A 22,846-nucleotide genomic window follows, 5' to 3' on the forward strand; every position below is an offset into this window, starting at 1 on the left:
AATTTTACCTATGATGGGATAACGGTGTATGTGGTTCATAGCCAAGATTTATCAGCGCGATTGCCAGACAGGCAAGCGCAACGTGTGTCACATTAGCCGCAATACGCGCGTGACACAGATGGCCCGAGGCATAAGACGCTTTGGCAATGGTTAAACGCTTGATGCTGATGTAATGTCGTAGTACTAAGATTATTAGTAGCAGGCTTTATTAAGCATCAGGTTTTAACTGACGGATTCTTGTAATGAGGGTAGCCCCTTGAATGATATGGCGAAGAACCTGATTCTGTGGTTGGTCATCGCGGCCGTCCTACTGACAGTGTTCAATAATTTCAGCACCGAAAGTGCACCGCAAAACACCAACTATTCTCAGTTTGTGCAGCAGGTGCAAAATCAGCAGGTACGTAGCGTCACGATTGATGGTTACACCATCAGTGGTGAGCGTACGGATGGCTCTCAGTTTCAGACGATCCGCCCATCGGCAGAAGATCCGAAGCTGATGGACGACCTGTTGAGCAATAATGTGACGGTCGTGGGTAAAGAGCCAGAGCAGCAAAGTATCTGGACACGGCTGCTTATTGCCAGCTTCCCGATTCTGCTGATTTTGGGCATCTTTATGTTCTTTATGCGCCAAATGCAGGGTGGCGCCGGCGGCGGTAAAGGCGGCCCGATGAGCTTTGGTAAATCGAAGGCCAAGCTGCTCTCTCAAGATCAGATCAAAACGACCTTTGCTGACGTGGCTGGCTGTGATGAAGCCAAAGAAGAAGTCGAAGAGTTGGTCGACTTCCTACGTGACCCCACCAAATTCCAGCGTTTGGGCGGTACGATTCCCCGCGGCGTGTTAATGGTAGGGCCCCCAGGTACCGGTAAAACGCTGCTGGCAAAATCCATTGCTGGCGAAGCGAAAGTGCCGTTCTTCTCTATCTCGGGCTCTGACTTCGTTGAAATGTTTGTCGGTGTCGGCGCATCACGTGTGCGCGACATGTTCGAACAGGCTAAGAAGCAGGCGCCCTGCATCATCTTTATCGATGAAATTGATGCTGTGGGTCGCTCTCGCGGTGCTGGCATGGGTGGCGGTAACGACGAGCGCGAGCAGACGTTGAATCAGCTGCTGGTCGAGATGGATGGTTTTGAGGCCAACGAAGGCGTCATCGTTATCGCTGCAACTAACCGCCCGGACGTGCTTGATCCTGCGCTAATGCGCCCAGGCCGCTTTGACCGTCAGGTTACCGTTGGCTTGCCGGATATTCGTGGTCGTGAGCACATTCTTGGCGTTCACCTGCGTAAAGTGCCGTTGGGTGATGACGTAAAACCGCAGCTGATTGCCCGCGGCACGCCTGGCTTCTCTGGCGCGGATTTGGCCAACCTGGTCAACGAAGCCGCACTTTTTGCTGCGCGCCGCAATAAGCGCCTAGTCAGCATGGAAGAGTTGGAGCTGGCTAAAGACAAGATCATGATGGGCGCTGAGCGCAAGTCGATGGTCATGACCGATAAAGAGAAGCTCAACACCGCTTATCATGAATCAGGTCACGCCATTATCGGTTTGGTTGTGCCTTCGCATGATCCGGTCTACAAGGTAACCATTATCCCCCGTGGGCGTGCCCTCGGCGTGACGATGTTCTTGCCGGAAGAGGATCGCTACAGCCTGTCGCGTCAGCAAATTCTGGGGCAGATCTGCTCGCTGTTTGGTGGTCGTATTGCTGAAGAGATGACGTTGGGTCCGAACGGTGTCACCACCGGCGCCTCTAACGATATCAAACGCGCCACTGAGCTTGCCCACAACATGGTGGCGAAGTGGGGCTTGTCGGACGAGATGGGTCCGATCATGTACGACGAGGACGAGTCGCATCAGTTCCTCGGTGGCCCGGGTCAGGGCGGCAGTAAGATGAAGTCGGGTGATACCACGACGCGCCTTGATAAAGAAGTGCGTAAAATCATCGACGATTGTTATGAGCAGGCGCGCCAAATCCTGACTGATAATCGCGACAAGCTTGATGCCATGGCCGAAGCGTTGATGAAGTATGAGACTATTGATGCTACGCAGTTGAAAGACATCATGGAAGGTCGCGCCCCGCGCCCACCGGAAGGCTGGGACGACGGTGATTCATCCGGCGGCGGTACACCAGTTGGCGGTGGTGATAAGCCAAAAGCGCAAGAAGCCGATGATGATACGTCTACCAATGCTTCTGGCGGCGACGGTGAAGAGGATGATGACGAGCCGCGCCGTCGGCCTTCAGATCCTCTTGGCGGCCCGGCGGGTCCCTAGGTGATTAGATAGTTAACCCTGCGTATAAGCCGAAGGCGCCCCGTCAAGGGGCGCCTTTTTTGTTATGCTGTACCTATAACACTGCAAAGTTTCTTTTATTGACCAGGCTGCAGCATGAAATCACTTATGGATACGTCCTCTACGCAAACAGCTGAAAATGCTTTCCAGCTGCGTTGTGGACGCCACCTGCTGGATCTCTCCTTTCCCCGCGTTATGGGCATCCTTAATGTAACACCCGACTCTTTTTCTGATGGCGGTCAGCACGTGGCGTTAGATGATGCGTTGCGCCATGCCGAGCGAATGTTGGCGGAAGGGGCGGCAATCATTGATGTGGGCGGCGAGTCGACTCGTCCTGGCGCTACGCCTGTCAGCCCCCAGGAAGAGCTTGACCGGGTTGCCCCCGTGGTAGAAATCCTGGTGAGCGAACTGGATGCGCTGGTATCGGTGGATACCAGTTGTCCTGCCGTTATCCGCGAGGCGAGTGAGCTGGGCGCCGGTATGCTTAACGACGTGCGCGCGTTAGAGCGCGAAGGGGCACTGTTGGCTGCGGTGGGCAGTGGCCTGCCCGTTTGCTTAATGCATCGCCAGGGCGAGCCGCAAGATATGCAGCAAGCACCTGCTTATCCGCGCCCAATTGAGGAAGAGGTAGCAGACTATTTGGCCCGTCGAGTGGCCGAGTGTGAGGCGGCCGGGCTGCGCCGTAATCGGCTTTTAATTGATCCTGGTTTTGGCTTCGGCAAAACCGTCGAACACAATCTACGCTTACTCAAATATATGGAGACTCTGCAATCGTTGGAGCTTCCATTGCTGGTAGGTATGTCGCGCAAGAGTATGATTGGCAAAGTGTTAGGCCGCCCGGTAGAGGAGCGTCTTTCCGGTGGTTTGGCACTGGCGGCCATGGCGGTAGAGCGTGGGGCGAATATTCTGCGTGTACATGATGTCGCTGCAACGGTAGATGCAGTCAATATGGCGTGGGCGGTACTACAAGAGGGCTGCGAGCCGCCGCTTAACAAGGAGTCTAACGCATGACAAGGCGCTATTTTGGTACCGATGGTATTCGCGGCACAGTGGGTAAATCGCCCATTACGGCTGATTTTATGCTCAAGCTAGGCTGGGCGGCAGGGCAGGTCTTGCGTCGTGATAAAGGCCGAACGCGGGTGTTAATTGGCAAAGATACGCGTATCTCTGGCTACATGTTTGAATCCGCATTAGAGGCGGGGCTTTCTGCCGCCGGTGTGGATGTGTCGCTGCTGGGGCCAATGCCGACGCCGGGCATCGCCTACTTAACGCGTACGTTCCGTGCCGACGCGGGGATTGTCATTTCGGCATCGCATAACCCCTTCGATGACAATGGCATCAAATTCTTCTCCGCAGAGGGCAAGAAGCTTCCTGATGAAACGGAAGATCGTATTGAGGCCATGCTTGAAGCGCCACTGACCACGGCAGAAGCCGCTCAGTTGGGTAAAGCTACCCGTATCGACGACGCCGCAGGCCGTTACATCGAATTTTGCAAATCAACCCTGCCTGATCGGCTTAGTTTGCATGGCCTTAAGGTGGTATTAGATTGCGCCCACGGCGCCACTTACCATATCGCGCCTAATGTGTTTCGCGAGCTGGGGGCTTACGTCACCACGATCGGCGCTGCGCCCGACGGGTTGAATATTAACCAGCAGGTGGGCTCAACGCATCCCGCCGCACTGCGTGCTGCCGTCATTCAGCAAAATGCAGACTTGGGGATTGCCTTTGACGGTGATGGCGATCGCGTAATGTTGGTTGACGGCGATGGTCGCGAAGTCGATGGCGACGATATTCTCTATTTAATTGCCCGTGATCGTCATGAGCGTGGTTTGCTGCAGGGCGGCGTGGTGGGCACTTTGATGTCTAATTTTGGCCTATCCATGGCGCTGGATAAGCTGGGTATTCCTTTTGAGCGTGCAAAAGTGGGCGACCGTTTTGTCATGGAGCGAATGGCCGCCAACGGTTGGGAGTTGGGCGGTGAGTCGTCGGGTCATATTGTGTGCGGTCATGTGCAGACTACCGGTGATGGTATCGTCTCGGCGCTGCAGGTGTTGGCGCTGATGATGCGCGAGCAGAAGAGCCTGCCGACGCTGCTAAAAGAGCTGGAAAAAGTGCCGCAGGCGCTGATTAATGTGCGATTACCCGCCCATACAAGTGCTAAAGAGGTGATGGCATCGGCGCCGCTACAGCAGGCGGTTGCTGCGTTAGAGCATGAACTGGGCGATGAAGGGCGCGTATTGTTGCGCCCGTCAGGCACTGAACCACTGATTCGTGTGATGGTGGAGGGGCGTGCCCATTTGGATGTCGAGCAATTGGCGCACAGCTTGGCTGATCAAGTTCAGGCATTGCTTAAATAAACGTGCCCCACTATTCGATATAGCTAGCTGGTCGATATAGCTAGCTGGCCCAGGAAAGCAAACCTGTGCTTGCAACAGCGGTTGTCTTGACAAGGCCGCTCCTATACCATTTCGCTCCACCTTGAGTGAGGAGAGTCGATGCGTACGCCTTTAATTGCCGGCAACTGGAAAATGAACGGTTCCGTGGCGTTGATCAACGAATTCGGCCAGGCCTTCTCTGCCGCCGTATCGCCAAAGGGCGTGGATGTCGTTATCATTCCGCCGTTCCCTTATTTGGATTCGGCGCGCCTTGCGTTTGAGGGCACGGGACTATCATTGGGCGCACAAACGTTGAATCCCATTCACTCTGGTGCCCATACTGGTGAAGTGAGTGGTCGTATGCTCAAAGAGTTTGCGGTCTCTTACGTCTTGGTAGGGCACTCAGAGCGGCGTCAGCTTTATAAAGAGAGCGACGAACAGATATTTGCGCGCCTGCTAGCGGCATTGAGCGTGGATATCACGCCGATTCTCTGTGTGGGGGAATCCTTGGATGAGCGCGACGCGGGCCGCACGATGGACGTGGTGCTGCGTCAAGTAGGGCATGTAATGTCTCGCCTGGAGCCAGACCAGCGCAAGCAAGTGGTTATTGCCTACGAGCCTGTTTGGGCAATTGGCACGGGACGCACGGCATCTCCTGAGCAAGCCCAGGAAGTCATGGCAGGCATTCGTGCTTACCAGGCGGGCTTTGATAAGGGGTTAGCTGAACAGCTGCGTTTGCTATACGGCGGCAGTATGAACGCAAGTAATGCGGCTGAGCTGCTTGCTCAGCCAGATATCGACGGCGGTCTAGTGGGCGGAGCCTCACTCAAGACCGATGATTTTTATGCCATTTGTCAGTCAGCAGGATAACGCCATGCAAGTTGCAATTCTTATGATCCATGTGGTGATTGCGGTCGCCCTGGTGGTACTCATTCTGCTTCAGCAGGGGAAAGGTGCCGAAGCCGGTGCGGCTTTCGGGGGCGGTGCTTCACAAACCGTGTTTGGTTCGCGGGGCAGCGGTAACTTTTTATCGCGCACGACAGCTATTTTGGCAGCGGGTTTCTTCGTTACCTCTATGGCGCTGGCTTACTTCGCCACCCAGGCTGGTCAGGCACCAGAAGCAGGTATTCCAGACTCGCGTTTGATCGAGCAGCAGCAAAGCGTTCCGACGCTTGACGACAGGCCTGCAGGCGTGGATAATGCCGCGCCAGTGCTAGAGGAAAGCAGCGACTAAGTAGTGGGTGAATTGACTGCGTAGTTGAAGATTTAACCGCTGTGATTTTGTAGTCTCTCCTGATGCCGAAGTGGTGGAATTGGTAGACACGCTATCTTGAGGGGGTAGTGACCGTATGGTCGTGCGGGTTCAAGTCCCGCCTTCGGCACCATCTGTTTTGCTGGCTCGCCAGCTTCCCAGAATGTCTTTTTGGGTTGTTAAAATGAGAACATCACATTTAGCAGCTAAAATGAAAGACAGCTTCAAGTAAAGTGTTCTTGAAGCAAGTAGTTGTTGACGTAAGTAGCTTTAGTGTCTATTATCGTCGACCTAGATTGATGCGGGGTGGAGCAGTCTGGTAGCTCGTCGGGCTCATAACCCGAAGGTCATCGGTTCAAATCCGGTCCCCGCTACCATTTTCTAGTAGCATGTTTGAAAAGTTGTTTTCTCTATTACTATAGATTGAAAATAGCTTCTATCAGGTAAATCCTGGGGCGTGTTGCTGAAACGGTACTTGAAGATAGTACTGAAGAATTAGTACTTAAGGTTTCTTTTAAAAAGCCCCTTCCAGTGAAGGGGCTTTTTGTTAGCAGCTTTTGGTTAGCAAGAGCATTGGGCTAGCGCCCGCTTGTCGCTAATATGAGTAATCTTAATAGCGGATGCGTCCGGATAACCGGGAGCACATTTCCGAGTAACGCCAATCAGCCACCTAGCTTTTCTAATAACTCCTGGCCAGGTGCCTGATGCAACGGCTATAGGAGCTTTGTCTGTGGCCACTAAACACGCTGCGCTTCACGCGCTGATCGAACCTGTTGTTGCTGCCATGGGCTTTGAGCTATGGGGCATCGACCATCTTTCCCAGGGCAAAAATTCGCGGCTTGTGATCTATATCGAGCGCGAGAGTGGCGTTAGCGTGGAAGACTGCGCAGATATTAGCCGCCAAGTCAGTGCTGTTATGGATGTGGAAGACCCCATTGCCGGTGAGTATCGGTTGGAAGTCTCCTCGCCAGGCATGGCACGTCCCTTGTATTCCCTGGATCAGTTTACCCGCTTTCAAGGTCATCACGTCGCGCTCAAGCTGCGCACTGCCTTTGACGGGCGGCGCAAGTATCAAGGGCTTCTGGTCGGTGTTGAGGGGGATGAAGTACTCATTCAACTGGATGGCGAAGAGTATTGCTTTCCTATTGAGAGTATTGATTCTGCTCACATTGTACCGCAGTTCGACGATTAACCGAGTGGCGGCGCTGCCGGCAGGCTGCCGGGGTGATGCACATAAGGATAGGTTTTCTGGCGAGGCATACGCATGAGTAAAGAAATTTTAATGGTCGTTGACGCGATCTCCAATGAGAAGGGCGTCCCACGTGATGTCATCTTCGAAGCGGTAGAAGCCGCTCTTGCGAGCGCGTCACGTAAGCGGTTTGATAAAGAAGAAGCCAATGTGCGCGTGCATATTGATCGTCGCACCGGTGAATACGAAACCTTCCGCTTCTGGACTGTCGTAGAAGACGACGAGTTTGAAACGCCAGATTATGAAATTAAAGAGACCATCGCCGAGCAGCGTGATCCGCCGCTAAAGTTGGGCGATGTGGTTGAAAAAACCATCGAAAACGCATCGTTTGGCCGTATTGCTGCGCAAACCGCTAAGCAGGTTATCGTACAGAAAGTGCGTGAAGCTGAGCGGGCTGAAGTCGTGCGCCAATATGCAGATCGTGAAGGCGAACTGGTTGCCGGCATTGTTAAGAAAACCACCCGCGACGGTCTGATCATTGATTTGGGCGAAAACGCTGAGGCGTTTTTACCCCGCAATGAAATGATCCACGGTGAGCGTTACCGCATGAATGAGCGGGTGCGTGCCCTGTTGGTCAAAGTAGACCCGGACGCTCGTGGCGCCCAGCTCCAGCTATCGCGGACATGTCCCGAGCTGATCATCGAGCTGTTCAAAATTGAAGTGCCTGAAATCGCTGAGCAGCTGATTGAGATTAAAGGGGCTGCGCGGGATCCCGGTTCGCGCGCCAAAATTGCGGTTAAAACCAATGATCGCCGTATCGACCCCGTGGGTGCCTGTGTGGGTATGCGCGGTTCGCGAGTTCAAGCAGTCTCGTCCGAGCTGCAAAACGAGCGTGTCGATATTGTGTTGTGGGACGACAATCCCGCCCAGTTGGTAATTAATGCCATGGCGCCCGCCGATGTTGGGTCTATCCTTGTTGACGAAGATGCCCACGCGATGGACGTGGCCGTAGCGCAAGATAATCTGGCTCAGGCCATTGGCCGTAGCGGCCAGAACGTGCGTTTGGCCTCTGAGCTTACCGGCTGGCGGATTAACGTCATGACCGAAGAAGAAGCAGAGTCTAAGCGCGACCAAGAGATTGATAGCCTGGTGGACTCTTTCATCCAGCACCTTGAAGTGGATGAAGATGTCGCTCGCCTGTTGGTGGAAGAGGGGTTCACTACCCTGGAAGAAGTCGCCTACGTGCCGATGGAAGAGATGCTCGAAATCGAAGAGTTCGATGAAGAATTAGTAGAGCAGCTACGCGCACGTGCGAAAGACGAGCTGCTGACGATGGCAATTGCCTCGGAAGAAGCGCTAGACGGTGCCCAACCAGCAGCTGATCTGCTGGAGATGGATGGCATGGAGCGCCACCTGGCCTTCATTTTGGCCAGTCGCGGCATTGTCACTATGGAAGATCTCGCCGAGCAGTCTGTCGACGATCTGGTCGATATCGAGGAGTTGGACGAAGCGCGCGCAGCGGCACTGATCATGACTGCCCGTGCGCCCTGGTTTGAAGTCGATGACGCATCGGATTCGAACACACAGTAAACAGGTCACGGGCTGAGGAGGGTCAATATGTCAGATATGACAGTTAAAGATTTCGCAGGAAAGGTGGGCCGTGATGTGCCCCGCCTACTAGAGCAAATGAAAGAAGCAGGTTTAGAGCACGCTTCTGAAAGCGATGCTGTGTCTGAAGAAGATAAGCAAAAGCTGCTGAGTTTCTTGAAGAAAAGCCACGGTGGCAGCGACACGGCTGAAGCGGGCAAAAACCGCATCACGCTGACGCGCAAAACCCGTAGCCGTATTAATACTGGCGAGCGTGGCAAAACTATCGAAGTGCAGGTACGTAAGAAAAAGACTTACGTCAAAAGCGCTGAAGATGAGAAGCCGAAAGCGCCAGAGCCTAGCTACACCGGCCCACGCCAGTTAGTGGGCGATATGGCGGAAGCGGAAGCTGAGCGCAAAGTAAACGATGCGCGTGTCGCTGAAGAAAAAGCAGCTGCGCAGAAGGCCCAGGCAGCTAAAGCGGCTGAAGAAGCAGCGAGCAAGAAAGATGCCGTCGCTAAAAAGCCAGCTGACGCCAAGCCGAGAGCTGAAAAAGCGCCTGTAACGCCTGATCTCGACGTGCCTAATCTGCAAATCGACGATACCCCGTCTGGTGACGATATGCCGCCGGCGCCGCCGAAAGAGGGCCGCTCTGACCGTCGTACCGCGCCGCCGAAGAAAACGGCAGCGAAGGCCAAAGGTCGTCGTGACGATGAAGATCGTGGTGATCGCGAAGAGCGTAAACGCGGTGGCGGCGGTAAGAAGGTAAAACGTGCCGAACAACGTCGTGGTGGTCGCCGTGGTGGCAACCAAACCGGCAATGGCAAGCACGCTTTCCAGAAACCGACTCAGCCGATGGTGCGTGAAGTATCGATCCCAGAATCGATCAGCGTGGCGGAATTGGCCGACAAAATGTCGATCAAGGCTAACGAAGTGATCAAGGCCATGTTTAACATGGGCGCAGCGGTCACCATCAACCAAACTATCGATCAGGATACGGCGGCGATCGTGGTGGAAGAGATGGGCCATACCGCGAAGCTGGTTAAAGATGACGCGCTGGAAACGGAAATGCTCGAAGGCATCTCCTACGAAGGCGAAGAGATTACTCGCTCACCCGTTGTTACGGTGATGGGTCACGTTGACCACGGTAAAACCTCGCTGCTGGATTATATCCGTAAGGCGAAGGTTGCCACTGGTGAAGCGGGCGGTATTACCCAGCACATCGGTGCGTATCACGTGGAAGATAACCACGGTGGCGTTACCTTCCTGGATACCCCAGGCCACGCGGCGTTTACCGCCATGCGTGCCCGTGGTGCCAAGGCAACGGACGTCGTGATTCTGGTCGTTGCAGCGGATGACGGCGTGATGCCGCAGACCATTGAAGCGATTGAGCACTCCAAAGCCGCTGAAGTACCGATGGTGGTGGCGGTGAATAAGATCGATAAGCAGGGTATCGACCTGGATCGCATCAAGAACGAGCTTTCCCAGCACGGCGTGATTTCGGAAGAGTGGGGCGGTGACACCCAGTTTGTTCACGTGTCTGCTAAGACAGGTGAAGGTATGGAAGAGCTGCTGGAAGCTATCCAGCTGGCCTCCGAAGTGCTTGAGCTAAAAGCCGTGCCTTCCGCGCCAGGTAAAGGTGTGGTGGTTGAGTCACGCCTTGATAAAGGCCGTGGCCCGGTCGCTACCGTACTGGTTCAGAACGGTACACTGAAAAAGGGCGATATCGTCCTGGCGGGTCTACATTATGGTCGTGTGCGTGCGCTGACCAACGAACTTGCCCAGCAGGTTGATTCGGTTGGTCCGGCCATGCCGGTAGAGATCCAAGGCTTAGGCGGTACACCGGATGCCGGTGATGACTTTATGGTCGTCGCCGACGAGAAAAAAGCCCGCGAAGTGGCTAATTTCCGTCAAGGCAAATACCGCGAAGTACGCCTGGCGCGTCAGCAGAAGGCCAAACTGGAGAACATGTTCAGCCAGATGGGCCAAGACGAAGTGGCCAAGGTCAATGTCGTCCTCAAAGCCGACGTTCAAGGCTCCCTGGAAGCGATCAAAGGCGCCCTGGAAGAGCTCTCCACCGATGAAGTGGAAGTGGCCGTGGTTTCTTCGGGTGTGGGTGGTATCACCGGTACCGATGCCAACTTGGCACTTGCTTCTGAAGCTATCGTGGTCGGCTTCAACGTCCGTGCTGATGCCGCTGCCCGTGAGATCATCGAGCGTGAAGGCCTGGATCTGCGCTATTACAGCGTCATCTACCAGTTGATCGACGAGGTCAAACAGGCGATGAGCGGTATGCTCGCACCTGAATGGAAAGAAGAGATCGTCGGTATTGCCGAAGTACGCGACGTCTTCCGTGCACCGAAAATTGGTGCAATCGCTGGCTGTATGGTGATTGAAGGCAACGTGCATCGTAATAAGAAGATCCGCGTGCTGCGTGACGACGTGGTGATCTACGAAGGTGAGCTCGAATCGCTGCGCCGCTTCAAAGACGATGTGCAGGAAGTGCGCAACGGCATGGAGTGTGGTATCGGCGTGAAGAACTACAACGATGTCCAAGTCGGCGATAAGATCGAAGTCTTCGACCAAGTGAAGGTCGAGCGCAGCCTGTAAGGTTGCGAGGAGCTAAACATGCGCGAATTTAAGCGTACCGACCGGGTAGCCGACCAGCTCCAAAAGGAGCTGGCGGTGTTGATCCAACGTGAAGTGAAAGACCCACGTTTAGGTATGGTCACCGTTAGCGGCGTTACCGTTAGCCGTGACCTTGGCTACTCCGATGTCTACGTCACTTTGTTGGGTGAGCAAGAACCCGAGCGTATTAAAGAAAACCTGCAAGTGCTTAAGCGTGCCGCCGGTTTTCTAAGAAGCCAGATTGCTAAGCGCATCAAGCTACGTCACGTACCGGAGCTGCGTTTTCATTTCGATGAAAGCGTGGTGCGTGGTCAGCAACTCTCTTCATTGATTGATGAAGCGGTGACCACGGATCGTGCACGCTATCAAGATGACGAGGATGACGCCGACGCCGAGCAAAGTGAGGAAACTCGCTAGTGGCGCGCCAACGTCGCGGTTTGCCGGTCAATGGCGTACTGCTGCTGGATAAGCCCAAGGGCGTTTCCAGCAACCATGCGCTGCAGCGTGTTCGTCGGTTATTCCAGGCTCAAAAAGCCGGACACACCGGCACGCTAGACCCGATGGCAACCGGCTTATTGCCGATCTGCCTTGGAGAAGCGACCAAGTTCTCGTCGCACTTGCTTGAAGCCGACAAGGTGTATCGCACCCGGGTAGAACTGGGGGTAATCACCGATACCGGCGATGCGGAAGGCTCGGTGATGGAGCAGCATGAGGTTCCCAGCCTAAGCGTCGATGACGTAAAAGCTGTGCTCACCCGCTTTCGCGGTGAGATTGACCAAGTGCCGCCCATGTATTCGGCTTTAAAGCATCAGGGCAAAAAACTCTACGAGTTGGCCCGTGAAGGCAAACACGTAGAGCGTGCAGCACGCCGGATAAGCGTGTATGATGCGCGCCTGCTTTCATTTGATGGCACGGCTTTCGAGCTGGAAGTAAGTTGCAGTAAAGGCACTTATATCCGCACGTTAGCCGAAGATATTGGTCAGGCGCTTGGCTGTGGCGCGCACATTAGTCAACTAAGAAGGCTCACAACAGGGCCCTTTTTAGCCGACGCGATGTGGACGCTAGAGGCCTTGGAAGCGTTAGCCGACCAAGCCGCCTTGGAAGCTGAGCTAATGCCCGTGGATGTGCTCGTTGATCATTTACCGTTACTGACAGTCGATGACACCGCTCACGCCCGTTTGGCCCATGGCCAGCCCGCTACTCTTGAAACCGGCGCATTAGCCGCGGACGACGTAGCCAGACTTTATTACGCCGAGACGTTTATCGGCCTTGGTGTAGTGAAAGGTGCCCAGGAAGTGGCGCCTAAGCGGCTGTTAAGTACCGTCGCTATCTCGTAAGACCTGTTGCAAGGACGCCGCAGACTACGTGAAAATAGTAAGATGCAAGACGCACATAGTAGCTTGAGACTGCAAATATGCGTGGTCTCACCCATTCATTTTTAGGCATATTGCTTACTGGAGATACAGATGGCTTTAACCGCTGAGAAGAAGGCCGAGATCGTCACTGAATACGGCCGCGGCGATAACGATACCGGATCCCCTGAAGTGCAGGTTGCACTGCTGAGCGCCAACATCAATGGCCTGCAGGACCACTTCAAGACCAACAAGCAGGATCACCACTCTCGTCGTGGTCTGATCCGCATGGTTAACCAGCGTCGTAAGCTGCTGGACTACCTAAAGCGTAAAGATTTCGAACGCTATCAATCTCTGATTCAGCGTTTAGGTCTGCGTCGTTAAGCGTTAACGGCAACGATTAGAAACGGGCAGCTCCCAAGGAGCTGCCCGTTTTTTTATGTTTCGAGTTGACGACGAGAGGGAACAGGTAGCCCTAACGCGCTCCAGCGCCTAGAATGGTAACGAGTCAAAACGACCTAAACGAATAGACAAGTAGATATTGATAATGCTGAAGGAAGTCGCTGTGAATCCGGTAAAGAAAACGTTCCAGTACGGTCGTAGCACCGTCACGCTCGAAACCGGGCGTATTGCTCGCCAAGCTACCGGCGCTGTCATGGTAACAATGGATGACACCGTCGTGCTGTGTACCGTTGTTGCTCGCAAAGAGGCAAACCCGAGCCAACCCTTTTTCCCCCTCTCGGTACACTACCAAGAGAAAACCTACGCGGTGGGCAAAATTCCTGGCGGCTTCTTCAAGCGCGAAGGGCGCCCCACTGAAAAAGAGACGCTAACATCGCGACTGATTGATCGCCCTATCCGCCCGCTATTCCCCAAAGGCTTTATGAACGAAGTGCAGGTTGTCTGTACCGTTCTCTCCACCGATCGTAACCACGATCCGGATATCGCCGCTTTGCTTGGCACCTCCGCGGCGCTGAGCATCTCTGGCGTACCGTTTAGTGGCCCGATTGGCGCGGCTCGCGTTGGCTTTAACGAAGAGAAAGGCTACTTCCTCAACCCGACGGTTGAAGAACTGGCCACTTCTGAGCTCGACATGGTCGTCGCCGGTACTGAAAAAGCCGTGCTGATGGTTGAGTCCGAAGCCAAAGAGCTGCTTGAAGACGAGATGCTGGGTGCCGTACTGTTCGGTCACCAGGAGATGCAGGTCGCCATCAGTGCGATCAACGAGCTGGTCGCTGAAGCGGGCAAGCCGCGCTGGGAATGGCAGGCAGCTGAAGAAAACGTGGCGCTTAAAGCCGCCATGGCCGATGCCTTTGAAGCGAAAGTGGGCGATGCCTATCGCATCACTGACAAGATGCAGCGCCAAGATGCGCTAGCTGAGCTGAAAGCTCAAGCCATTGAGCAGCTGGCAGCCGATGAAGGCGAACCGGTTAATGACAAGTTCAGTAAAGATGACGTGAAAGGTGCCTTTGCTGGATTGGAAAAACGCGTTGTCCGTTCACGCGTGGTAAAAGGCGAGCCGCGCATTGACGGTCGTGATAACCAAACCGTGCGCCCCTTGGCCATCGAAGTCGGTGTGCTGCCCAAAGCGCACGGCTCTGCTGTTTTCACTCGCGGTGAGACCCAGGCGATTGCCGTGGCAACGTTGGGCACGCTGCGTGATTCTCAGCTCATCGAATCGTTGGAAGGTGAGCGTAAAGACCGCTTTATGCTGCACTACAACTTCCCTCCCTACTCAGTGGGCGAAGCTGGCTTTATGGGTGGCCCGAAACGTCGTGAAATCGGTCACGGCCGCTTGGCGCGTCGTGGCGTGCAGGCCATGCTGCCCGCCGAAGATGCTTTCCCGTATACCATTCGTGTAGTGTCCGAAATCACCGAGTCTAACGGTTCAAGCTCTATGGCCTCTGTGTGTGGCTCTTCGCTGGCCTTGATGGACGCGGGTGTGCCGCTAAAGGCTCCGGTTGCTGGTATTGCCATGGGCTTGGTGAAAGACGCTGATGGCTTTGCGGTATTGACCGATATCCTGGGTGACGAAGATCACCTTGGCGATATGGACTTTAAAGTGGCCGGTTCTGAAGAGGGCATTACCGCCCTGCAGATGGACATCAAGATCGAAGGCATCAACGAAGAGATTATGGAGCTCGCGCTGCAGCAAGCACTGACCGCGCGTTTGAGTATTCTCGAGCAGATGAATGTCGTGATCAGCCAGAGCCGTAGCGATGTCTCCGACAACGCGCCGTCCATGGCAACCATTAAAATTGATCCTGATAAGATTCGTGACGTTATCGGTAAAGGCGGCGCGACGATTCGCAAAATTTGCGAAGACACCGGTGCATCTATTGATCTCGACGACGATGGCACCGTACGTATCTACGCGGAAGATAAAGCCGCTGCGAAACGCGCCATCGATACCGTACTGGCGATTACCGCAGAAGCGGAAATTGGCAAGCTGTACAACGGAAAGGTAGTCCGTATTGCCGACTTTGGTGCGTTTGTTAACATCATGCCGGGAACCGATGGCCTGGTGCACATCTCGCAGATCGTTGCTGAGCGCGTTAATAACGTGCGTGACTTCTTGAACGAAGGCGACGACGTGATTGTTAAGGTGCTGGATATCGACAACCGCAACCGCGTGAAGCTGTCGATGAAAGAGATCACCGAAGAAGAGAAAGCTGCTTTTGTCGCAGAAGCAACGGAAGCCGAAGCCACGATTTAATCAGTTCGATTTAAATCGCTAGTTAGGTTTTTGTTATCGCCCTCGTAGCCCCTGGCTGCGGGGGCGATGTTGTTTATGAGGCATTGGTCTGTCAGATGTACATTTGCCAAGTGCAGGTTGGTTGGCTAGGGAGAAGTAAATGGAGCAGGAACAAGCGCCACGCTGGTGGGCGGTGGTGGCCGTAATGATCGGCATTTTTTTATTGGTGACCGCTGAACAGCTGCCGATTGGGCTGCTCTCTCAAGTGGCCGCTTCAATGGGTGTTACGCCAGGTATGGCGGGCTTGATGGTCACCGTACCTGGCGTCGTCGCTGCCTTTTCAGCCCCGCTGTTACCGGTCGCGGTGGGGCGCTTGGATAGGCGCATCATGCTCACGGTATTGATGATCGTCATGGTAGCCGGGAGTGTGTTGTCGGCCCTGGCGAGCAGTTTCATACTGCTGCTTGCCGCTCGGGTGTTGGTGGGGCTTAGTATTGGTGGGTTTTGGGCCGTTGCCGGCAGTATTGCCCCGCGCCTAGTGCCTGAAGCGCAGGTGCCAAAAGCAATGACGATGATCTTTGGTGGCGTCGCGGCGGCCTCCGTGTTGGGTGTGCCGCTAGGCACGCTGTTGGGGGATCTAAGTAACTGGCGGGTCGCCTTTGGCGCACTGGGCGTTTTTAGCCTGTTAACAGCGATTGCGCTGTGGTGCTGGCTGCCGCCATTACCTCCAAGGGAGCCGGTGCGCCTGCGCGTACTGGCGCAGCAATTCAGCAATCGGGGAGTGCGGGTGGCGGTGTTAACCACAGGCTTTGTGGTGGTTGGCCACTTTGCCGCCTACACCTTTATTAGCCCCATTTTGCAAGAGATCAGCGGTATTTCCCAACGTCATGTGGGCAGCTTGCTACTACTCTATGGGGCGGCGGGTATTCTGGGCAATATCGCGGCCGGGATGTTTGCCGGACGCCACCCCTACCGCGCCGTGCTGGCGATTCCCAGTCTGTTGCTACTCGTTGTAGCTGTGTTCCCCGTGCTGGGTGTGCAGCCGAGCAGCGGCGTTATGTTGTTAATGGCGTGGGGCGCGGTGTTTGGCAGCGTCTCGGTCAGCATCCAGACCTGGATTTTACGCACCGCGCCCAATACCGAAGCCGCCACGGCTTTGATGGCCTTCACTTTCAACATGTCCATTGGCCTTGGGGCCATGCTGGGTGGGCGTACTGTCGATGGTACTAGCTTACCCATTGCCATGTGGGCGGCATCGGGGCTATTCCTGCTGGGGGCACTATTGGTGATTAGTACGCCAGCCAGGGTGGTCGGAGTGAAATCGCGTTGACCCCATAAGCGCCAAAAAATGCCCCCAGCAGTTGGGGGCATTACATTCATGATTAGCGATTACCAGCGAGTTATTTAAGGGCGCTCAATGGCCAGCGCCACACCCTGGCCACCGCCGATACACAGTGTCGCAAGACCTTTCTTAGCATCACGAGCGATCATTTCGTGCAGCAGTGATACCAGTACGCGACAGCCTGAGGCACCAATCGGGTGGCCCAAGGCGATGGCGCCGCCATTAACGTTCACCTTGCTGACATCCCAGCCAAGCTCTTTGTTGACGGATAGCGCTTGTGCTGCGAACGCCTCGTTGGCTTCTGCTAGGTCTAGTTCATCCAAGCTCCAGCCCGCTTTCTCTAGACAGCGGCGGGTAGCGGGCGCAGGACCAATCCCCATAATAGCCGGGTCAACAGCGGCGTTGGCGTAAGCGGCAATACGCGCTAGCGGCTCCAGGCCAAGCTCTTTGGCTTTTTCAGCGGAGCAAATCATCACCACGGCCGCACCATCGTTTAATGAAGAGGCGTTACCCGCCGTAACGGTACCATCTTTTTTAAACGCCGGTTTCATACCCGCCAGTTTTTCGGCGCTGACTTCGCGCGGGTTCTCGTCGGTATCAAAGACGACCGGGTCGCCTTTACGCTGAGGAATTTCTACCGGCACTATTTGGCTTTTGAATTTACCCTCTTTGATGGCATTTGCGGCGTTCTGCTGAGATTGGGCAGCAAATTTATCCATCTCTTCGCGAGTGATGCCGTACTTCTCGGCTAAGTTCTCAGCGGTAATGCCCATGTGATAGTCGTTGAACGCGTCCCACAGGCCGTCATGCACCATGGTATCGATGGCTTTCCAATCGCCCATGCGCTGACCGTTACGCGAGTTAGGCAATACGTGGGGCGAGGCAGACATATTCTCCTGGCCGCCAGCCAGAATCAGGTCGGCATCGCCGCAGCGAATTGCCTGCGTGGCGAGGTGAATCGCTTTAAGACCCGAGCCACATACTTTGTTGATGGTCATGGCGGGTACCGAGGCCGGTAAGCCGCCTTTGATCGATGCTTGGCGAGCTGGGTTTTGGCCGACGCCTGCGGTCAACACCTGGCCTAGCAGTACTTCATCAACTTGGTCGGGGGCTACGCCGGTTGATGAGAGGATATCTTTAATGACTAAAGCGCCAAGGTCACTTGCCGGGATGCCAGCCAGTGAACCACCAAAGGCACCAACAGCGGTGCGGCGCGCCGCAACAATGACTACTTCTTTCATAAGATGACTCCTGGAGTTAAAAGCAGGCAGTCTGATTCCAGATGCCCGGTTGGCGTACTCTGTCAGCCGTACTCTTTTAGACGTGCTCTGTCAGCCGTCTCTTCAGCATAGGGGAAGGGTGCGCATTGCGGCAATACGCTTTTATAAGCAAATTAAAACGGGCCACAAAATGGCCCGTTTGAGAAAAGCTTGAAGTGTCCTTCGTCTACGCTAACTGCACCGGTATAATATTGCTGGTGTGGCTGACGTGGTTGCCTTCCTGGAGATACACCAGCGCGGGCTGATGTTTTTCCAATTCGGCTTCAGTGTAGTGGGCGTAGCTGCAGATAATAATGCGATGTCCAGGTGCGGCAAGGTGGGCCGCCGCGCCGTTGATCGAGATTAGCTTGGAGCCTTCCTCACCGCGAATAGCGTACGTAGTGAAGCGCTCGCCGTTCTCTACGTTATAAATCTGTATTTGCTCATTTTCGCGAATGCCCGCCATATCCAGCAGGTCGCCATCAATGGCACAGGAACCTTCGTAGTTGAGCACCGCGTGAGTGACGCGTGCCATGTGCAGCTTGGCTTTGAGCATAATGGTATGCATGTAAGTTCCTTTATGACCCGTTGTTTATTTATTCTCTGGCAGTATTCGTGGTACTGCCTGGGAGTTGAACCGTAAGGTTATCGATTAATCGCGCAGAACCTAGCTTGGCCGCGGCCAGCAGTATCGCTTGGCGAGTGGTGGGGCTAACTGGCGCGAGCGTGGCCTCACGTAGTTCCAGGTAGTCCGGCGTAAAGCCCGCTTCATAGAGCGCGGTTTTGCCTTGATTAAGGGCTGTTTCGATAGCAGTGCCGCGTTCAAGGCTATCGCGTAGCGTACACAGCGTGCGGTATAGCGCGGGCGCCTTCGCACGCTCCTCGCTACTTAAATACCCATTTCGCGATGACAGCGCCAAACCATCCTCGGCTCGCACGATCGGCACACCGATAATCTCGATCGGCATATGCAGGTCGCGCACCAGCTTGCGAATCACCGCCAGCTGCTGGTAATCCTTCTCACCAAAGCAGGCGACGTCTGGCTGTACAAGGTTAAACAGCATGCTCACGACGGTGGAAACGCCGTCGAAATGGCCAGGTCTAGAGCCGCCACACAAACCTTCGCCCACCACGGGTACATGAACACGGGTTTGAGCATCCAAACCGTTTGGATAAAGTGAGCTCACCGCTGGTGCAAACAGCACGTCACAGCCAGCCTCAACCAACTGCGCCTGGTCGGCGTCAAAGGTACGCGGATAGCCGTCTAAATCTTCGCCTGGGCCGAACTGCATCGGGTTGACAAACAGGCTGGAAACCACAATGTCAGCGTGCTGGCGCGCGCAGGCCACTAGCGCTAGATGCCCAGCATGCAGATTGCCCATGGTGGGCACCAGGGCGATGCGCTGGCCGCGCTGACGGTATTCCTGCAGCGTACTGCGTAGCTGATCAATGTCTCGCAAAGTGCGCATAATCGAGGTGTCTTCTTCTAAAGGCGGTCTTTAAAAATGGTCTTTAAAAACAGTGCTCTTGGGCCGGGAACGTACGCGATTTGACCGCTTCGTGGTAGTGCTGAAAGGCTGTTTGTATGCTGTCAGCATCAACCATAAAGTTTTTCACAAAGCGAGGGGTGCGGCCATGGGTAACGCCGAGCACGTCGTGCATCACCAAAATCTGACCGTCGGTGTCGGGACCTGCGCCAATGCCGATCACCGGCACATCCAGCGCTTCGGTGACCGCTTTGCCCAGTCTGGCGGGAACGCACTCGAGCAGAATTACCGAAGCGCCCGCCTCGACAAGCACTTTAGCATCGTTAATGATTCGCTCGGCGTGAGCAGCATCGCGGCCCTGCACTTTATAACCACCTAGCTGGTGCACGGTTTGTGGGGTTAAGCCAAGGTGGGCGCAGACCGGTACGCCGCGGCGAGTCAATTCACGAATGCCATCGGCCATCCAGGCTTCGCCTTCCAGTTTGACTAATTCCGCACCCGCACGCATGACAGCACCGGCATCTTCCAGCAGACGCTCAGTAGTGGCGTTGCTCATAAACGGCAGATCCACCATCAATAAGCTGTGGCCTTTACCCCGCGCTGCACAACGGGTGTGGTAAACGATGTCATCAATAGTGACCGGTAAAGTGCTGTTATGGCCTTGTAATACCATGCCCAGCGAATCACCGACCAACAGTACATCAATACCTGCTTGGCTTGCCGCGTGGGCAAAGGAGGCATCGTAAGCAGTCAGGCAACTGAACGTCTCGCCAGCCTGCTTGTAGGCCTGCAGCGTGCTTAGAGTGACGGTTTTCATGGCGTGCTCTCTTTATACAAGGCCACTGCGACATAGGCAGCGGCCATTATTGACGCGGCATCCCTGCATGCGCGAAGTGGCGTAACCGGCAATTGTTACCTGAATGGGGTGTCGGTGTCGAGATATGTGTCAGATGGTAGCATTGAGCGCACGCTAGGCGTCGGAGAGTCGTTCCAATCCTTGGTCTTCAACGCGTTTAAGCCATACTGATAGCGGCTGTTGGAGGAGGTTGAGTGAGGGCGCAATCTCTGCGAGCGGTAGCAGTACAAAGGCGCGGGCGGTCATTTGCGGGTGGGGAACTTGTAGGCGTGGCACGTCGATAGCGGTGTTGGCGTAGAGCAGCAGGTCAAGGTCAAGCGTGCGGGGACCCCAATTCCGCTGGCGACGGCGGCGATGCTGTTGTTCCAGCGCCTGCAGCTGGTCGAGCAAGGCCAGTGGCGAAAGGCGTGTTTCCAGCGCTGCCACGGCATTGATAAAGTCCGGCTGATCTTGCGGTCCCACGGGGCGGCTGGCATACAGTGATGACGCCGCCAACAAACGGCTCAGCGGCAGCGTAGCAAGCTCTTTAAGCGCCTCGCGAAGCTGCTCTACGGGCGACTCAAGATTGCTACCCAAGCCGATATAGGCGAGCTGGGTAGGAGCGCCCACTACTCTGTTGTACGCGGCTTACGCCGCCGTTTGCGCCGACCATCACCTTGACTCGCCGGGTCGCCACCGACTTTTTGCAGCAAGCGGCGCTGTTCGTGTTCATCACCACGCTGAAACGCGGTCCACCAGTCGCCTAAGCCGCGCGGAATTTCACCCGCCTGTTCGCGCAACAGGAGCAGGTCGTAGCCCGCTCGGAATCGTGAGTGCTCACGGGTTTGAAAGGCTTTTTTACCGCGTCGCTGGGGCAAGCGCTGCTGCAATTCCCAGATTTCACGCATGGGAATACCAAAGCGCTTGGGAATCGATGTGAACTCTAACTGGCGAGAGACCACCTGCTGAGCGGCTGCCTGAAGGGCAGGAATGGGCGGCATGCCCTCTTGTTCCAGCGCTTCCTGACGCTGTTTGACCGGCGCCCATAGAAACGCTGCTAATAGAAAGGCCGGAGTGACAGGGCGCTCTTCAGCAATGCGTTTATCGGTGTTTGTCAGCGCTTGTTCAATCAGTTCCTCGGCCCAGGCGGCATCCGCCATGGCCTCTTCAGCCTCAGGGAAGAGCATGCCGAACAAGCCGTAGTGGCTAAGCAGTCGGAAGGTCACCAGGCCGTGGCCCGACATAAACAGCTTGAGCACTTCATCAAATAGCCGCGCAGGGGGAATCTGCAGCAACAGCGGCGCCTGATCGTACATTGGCTCTTCGGTGGCGGGGTCTAGCGTAAAGTCGAGCTTAGCCGCAAAGCGAACTGCCCGAAGCATCCGAACCGGATCTTCACGGTAACGGGTCGCGGGGTCGCCAATCAGTCGCAGCGTGCGGGTCTTGATGTCCTCGGCGCCATTGGCAAAATCAGTGATGCTAAAATCGGCGATATTGTAGTAGAGGGCATTAACGGTGAAGTCGCGGCGCAGCGCATCCTCTTCGATATTGCCCCATACATTGTCACGCAGCAGTAAACCTTCATCGGACTGATGGGCGATATGATCGCCATGCTCGTCTTGGGGTTTGCCACGGAAGGTGGTGACCTCGATGACCTCTCGGCCAAAGCGCACGTGGACAATCCGAAAACGGCGGCCAATCAGGCGTGAGTTACGAAACAGATCACGAACCTGTTCGGGGGTGGCATTCGTCGCAACGTCGAAATCCTTGGGCATTTTGCCCAGCAGTGCGTCACGGATGCAGCCGCCCACCAAATAGGCATCGAACCCTGCGCCGCTAAGGCGGTAGAGCACTTTTAACGCGGCATCACTAATATGCTGGCGAGAAACAGGATGCTCGGACCGTGGGATATTACGTGGAGAGAGGGCGGTGGTGGTGCTCTCTTGGGGATCGAGCAAGGTTTTCAAATGCTCCCCCGGGCTGTGTAGGAAACGGGTAAATCCTTTAAACATGCGATAATTTCAACTCGCAGGGTACGAAAAGATAGTCATTAGTAAGTACTTCAAACGAGCACTGAACATAAACAATTAGTGGCTGAGTGTAGCCGACCCTTGATGGCTTGCAAAGAGTGGCTTGAAACTTGAAAAGAGCGGCTTGCGAAGCACTTGACGCTCACATGTGTAAACTCAAGCGCCAGACACGGAAAGGGGAGGCTAAGAGAGCCTCCCCTATTAAGCTATTAATCAGCATCCCTGCTGCTGTTTTTCTTCATGATGGCACATCGCCCTGAATACGCACCGCAGTCGGTAGGCGTAAGGATCACGATGGTTCCGACCGCCTCGTATTCAAAACAATAATCCAACCGCGAACTATTCTCCCCCCGGGTAATTATTATTGGCGCCGGGGTGTACACACTGACTGCTTTTGTTGTTGTTAGGATGCAAATTGTTGTGTACGTCGCGTCCTTTTGGGCTACTTGCTAATTTTATTTTTGTTTGCGGCGCCTGTGTTGCCTGCGCCAGCAAGTAATGAGACTCAAGCCTGTTGTTATTATTAGTACCTTT

General features: G+C 55.0%; 19 protein-coding genes and 2 tRNA genes. 15 read left to right on the forward strand and 6 right to left on the reverse strand.

Features of this window, described 5'->3' with window-relative positions:
* The first annotated feature begins 256 nt into the window (after positions 1 to 256).
* The 15 genes from ftsH to Q3Y66_RS01540 all read left to right on the forward strand — a co-directional run bounded on the left by ftsH (position 257) and on the right by Q3Y66_RS01540 (position 16,689).
* A complete protein-coding gene (gene ftsH / locus Q3Y66_RS01470) occupies positions 257 to 2,263 on the forward strand; it encodes an ATP-dependent zinc metalloprotease FtsH (protein WP_008958791.1) in 2,007 nt (668 codons plus the stop codon).
* 114 nt (positions 2,264 to 2,377) lie between these two features.
* Positions 2,378 to 3,292 carry a dihydropteroate synthase gene (gene folP, locus Q3Y66_RS01475; RefSeq protein WP_035587114.1) on the forward strand — a complete coding sequence of 305 codons (915 nt, stop codon included), beginning with the start codon at positions 2,378 to 2,380 and terminating at the stop codon, positions 3,290 to 3,292.
* Positions 3,289 to 4,638, forward strand: coding sequence for a phosphoglucosamine mutase (gene glmM / locus Q3Y66_RS01480; protein ID WP_008958793.1), 1,350 nt, complete (start codon positions 3,289 to 3,291; stop codon positions 4,636 to 4,638). The genes folP and glmM overlap by 4 nt, the downstream gene beginning before the upstream one ends.
* Positions 4,639 to 4,776: 138 nt before the next feature.
* Positions 4,777 to 5,526: a triose-phosphate isomerase gene (gene tpiA / locus Q3Y66_RS01485; protein ID WP_008958794.1), complete on the forward strand. Its 750-nt coding sequence runs from the start codon at positions 4,777 to 4,779 to the stop codon at positions 5,524 to 5,526.
* 4 nt (positions 5,527 to 5,530) lie between these two features.
* On the forward strand, positions 5,531 to 5,890 hold the full coding sequence (gene secG, locus Q3Y66_RS01490; RefSeq protein WP_008958795.1) for a preprotein translocase subunit SecG: 360 nt from the start codon (positions 5,531 to 5,533) through the stop codon (positions 5,888 to 5,890).
* A gap of 64 nt (positions 5,891 to 5,954) precedes the next feature.
* Positions 5,955 to 6,041: transfer RNA gene (locus Q3Y66_RS01495), tRNA-Leu, on the forward strand.
* A gap of 167 nt (positions 6,042 to 6,208) precedes the next feature.
* A tRNA-Met gene (locus Q3Y66_RS01500) sits at positions 6,209 to 6,285 on the forward strand.
* 353 nt (positions 6,286 to 6,638) lie between these two features.
* Positions 6,639 to 7,100, forward strand: coding sequence for a ribosome maturation factor RimP (gene rimP, locus Q3Y66_RS01505; protein ID WP_008958796.1), 462 nt, complete (start codon positions 6,639 to 6,641; stop codon positions 7,098 to 7,100).
* 72 nt (positions 7,101 to 7,172) lie between these two features.
* Complete coding sequence (nusA, locus tag Q3Y66_RS01510; RefSeq protein WP_008958797.1) at positions 7,173 to 8,687, forward strand: transcription termination factor NusA; 1,515 nt, start codon at positions 7,173 to 7,175, stop codon at positions 8,685 to 8,687.
* 27 nt (positions 8,688 to 8,714) lie between these two features.
* Positions 8,715 to 11,294 (forward strand): translation initiation factor IF-2, encoded by a 2,580-nt coding sequence (gene infB / locus Q3Y66_RS01515; RefSeq protein ID WP_008958798.1) that lies wholly within the window; start codon positions 8,715 to 8,717, stop codon positions 11,292 to 11,294.
* A gap of 18 nt (positions 11,295 to 11,312) precedes the next feature.
* Positions 11,313 to 11,729, forward strand: coding sequence for a 30S ribosome-binding factor RbfA (gene rbfA, locus Q3Y66_RS01520; RefSeq protein ID WP_008958799.1), 417 nt, complete (start codon positions 11,313 to 11,315; stop codon positions 11,727 to 11,729).
* The gene (truB, locus tag Q3Y66_RS01525) at positions 11,729 to 12,649 is read left to right on the forward strand and encodes a tRNA pseudouridine(55) synthase TruB (RefSeq protein ID WP_008958800.1); all 921 of its coding nucleotides are present in this window, start codon (positions 11,729 to 11,731) and stop codon (positions 12,647 to 12,649) included. The genes rbfA and truB overlap by 1 nt, the downstream gene beginning before the upstream one ends.
* A gap of 129 nt (positions 12,650 to 12,778) precedes the next feature.
* The gene (gene rpsO, locus Q3Y66_RS01530; RefSeq protein WP_007111823.1) at positions 12,779 to 13,048 is read left to right on the forward strand and encodes a 30S ribosomal protein S15; all 270 of its coding nucleotides are present in this window, start codon (positions 12,779 to 12,781) and stop codon (positions 13,046 to 13,048) included.
* 163 nt (positions 13,049 to 13,211) lie between these two features.
* Complete coding sequence (gene pnp / locus Q3Y66_RS01535; RefSeq protein WP_008958801.1) at positions 13,212 to 15,380, forward strand: polyribonucleotide nucleotidyltransferase; 2,169 nt, start codon at positions 13,212 to 13,214, stop codon at positions 15,378 to 15,380.
* A 139-nt stretch (positions 15,381 to 15,519) separates the two neighbouring features.
* Positions 15,520 to 16,689: an MFS transporter gene (locus Q3Y66_RS01540; RefSeq protein ID WP_008958802.1), complete on the forward strand. Its 1,170-nt coding sequence runs from the start codon at positions 15,520 to 15,522 to the stop codon at positions 16,687 to 16,689.
* 74 nt (positions 16,690 to 16,763) lie between these two features.
* Here Q3Y66_RS01540 and Q3Y66_RS01545 read toward each other — a convergent pair whose 3' ends face one another.
* The 6 genes from Q3Y66_RS01545 to pcnB form a co-directional block, all read right to left on the reverse strand.
* Entirely contained in the window at positions 16,764 to 17,942 is a 1,179-nt protein-coding gene (locus tag Q3Y66_RS01545; protein WP_008958803.1) for an acetyl-CoA C-acetyltransferase, read from the reverse strand.
* Between the two features lie 205 nt (positions 17,943 to 18,147).
* Positions 18,148 to 18,528, reverse strand: coding sequence for an aspartate 1-decarboxylase (gene panD, locus Q3Y66_RS01550; RefSeq protein ID WP_008958804.1), 381 nt, complete (start codon positions 18,526 to 18,528; stop codon positions 18,148 to 18,150).
* A 28-nt stretch (positions 18,529 to 18,556) separates the two neighbouring features.
* Positions 18,557 to 19,429: a pantoate--beta-alanine ligase gene (gene panC / locus Q3Y66_RS01555; protein ID WP_008958805.1), complete on the reverse strand. Its 873-nt coding sequence runs from the start codon at positions 19,427 to 19,429 to the stop codon at positions 18,557 to 18,559.
* Positions 19,430 to 19,472: 43 nt separating this feature from the next.
* The gene (gene panB, locus Q3Y66_RS01560; RefSeq protein ID WP_008958806.1) at positions 19,473 to 20,264 is read right to left on the reverse strand and encodes a 3-methyl-2-oxobutanoate hydroxymethyltransferase; all 792 of its coding nucleotides are present in this window, start codon (positions 20,262 to 20,264) and stop codon (positions 19,473 to 19,475) included.
* Between the two features lie 153 nt (positions 20,265 to 20,417).
* Positions 20,418 to 20,912 (reverse strand): 2-amino-4-hydroxy-6-hydroxymethyldihydropteridine diphosphokinase, encoded by a 495-nt coding sequence (gene folK / locus Q3Y66_RS01565; RefSeq protein WP_008958807.1) that lies wholly within the window; start codon positions 20,910 to 20,912, stop codon positions 20,418 to 20,420.
* Complete coding sequence (pcnB, locus tag Q3Y66_RS01570; protein WP_008958808.1) at positions 20,912 to 22,294, reverse strand: polynucleotide adenylyltransferase PcnB; 1,383 nt, start codon at positions 22,292 to 22,294, stop codon at positions 20,912 to 20,914. Before pcnB ends, folK begins: the two co-directional genes overlap by 1 nt.
* Positions 22,295 to 22,846 lie beyond the last annotated feature (552 nt).

Origin of the sequence: Halomonas sp. HAL1 (assembly GCF_030544485.1) — a bacterium.
GTDB lineage: Bacteria > Pseudomonadota > Gammaproteobacteria > Pseudomonadales > Halomonadaceae > Vreelandella > Vreelandella arctica.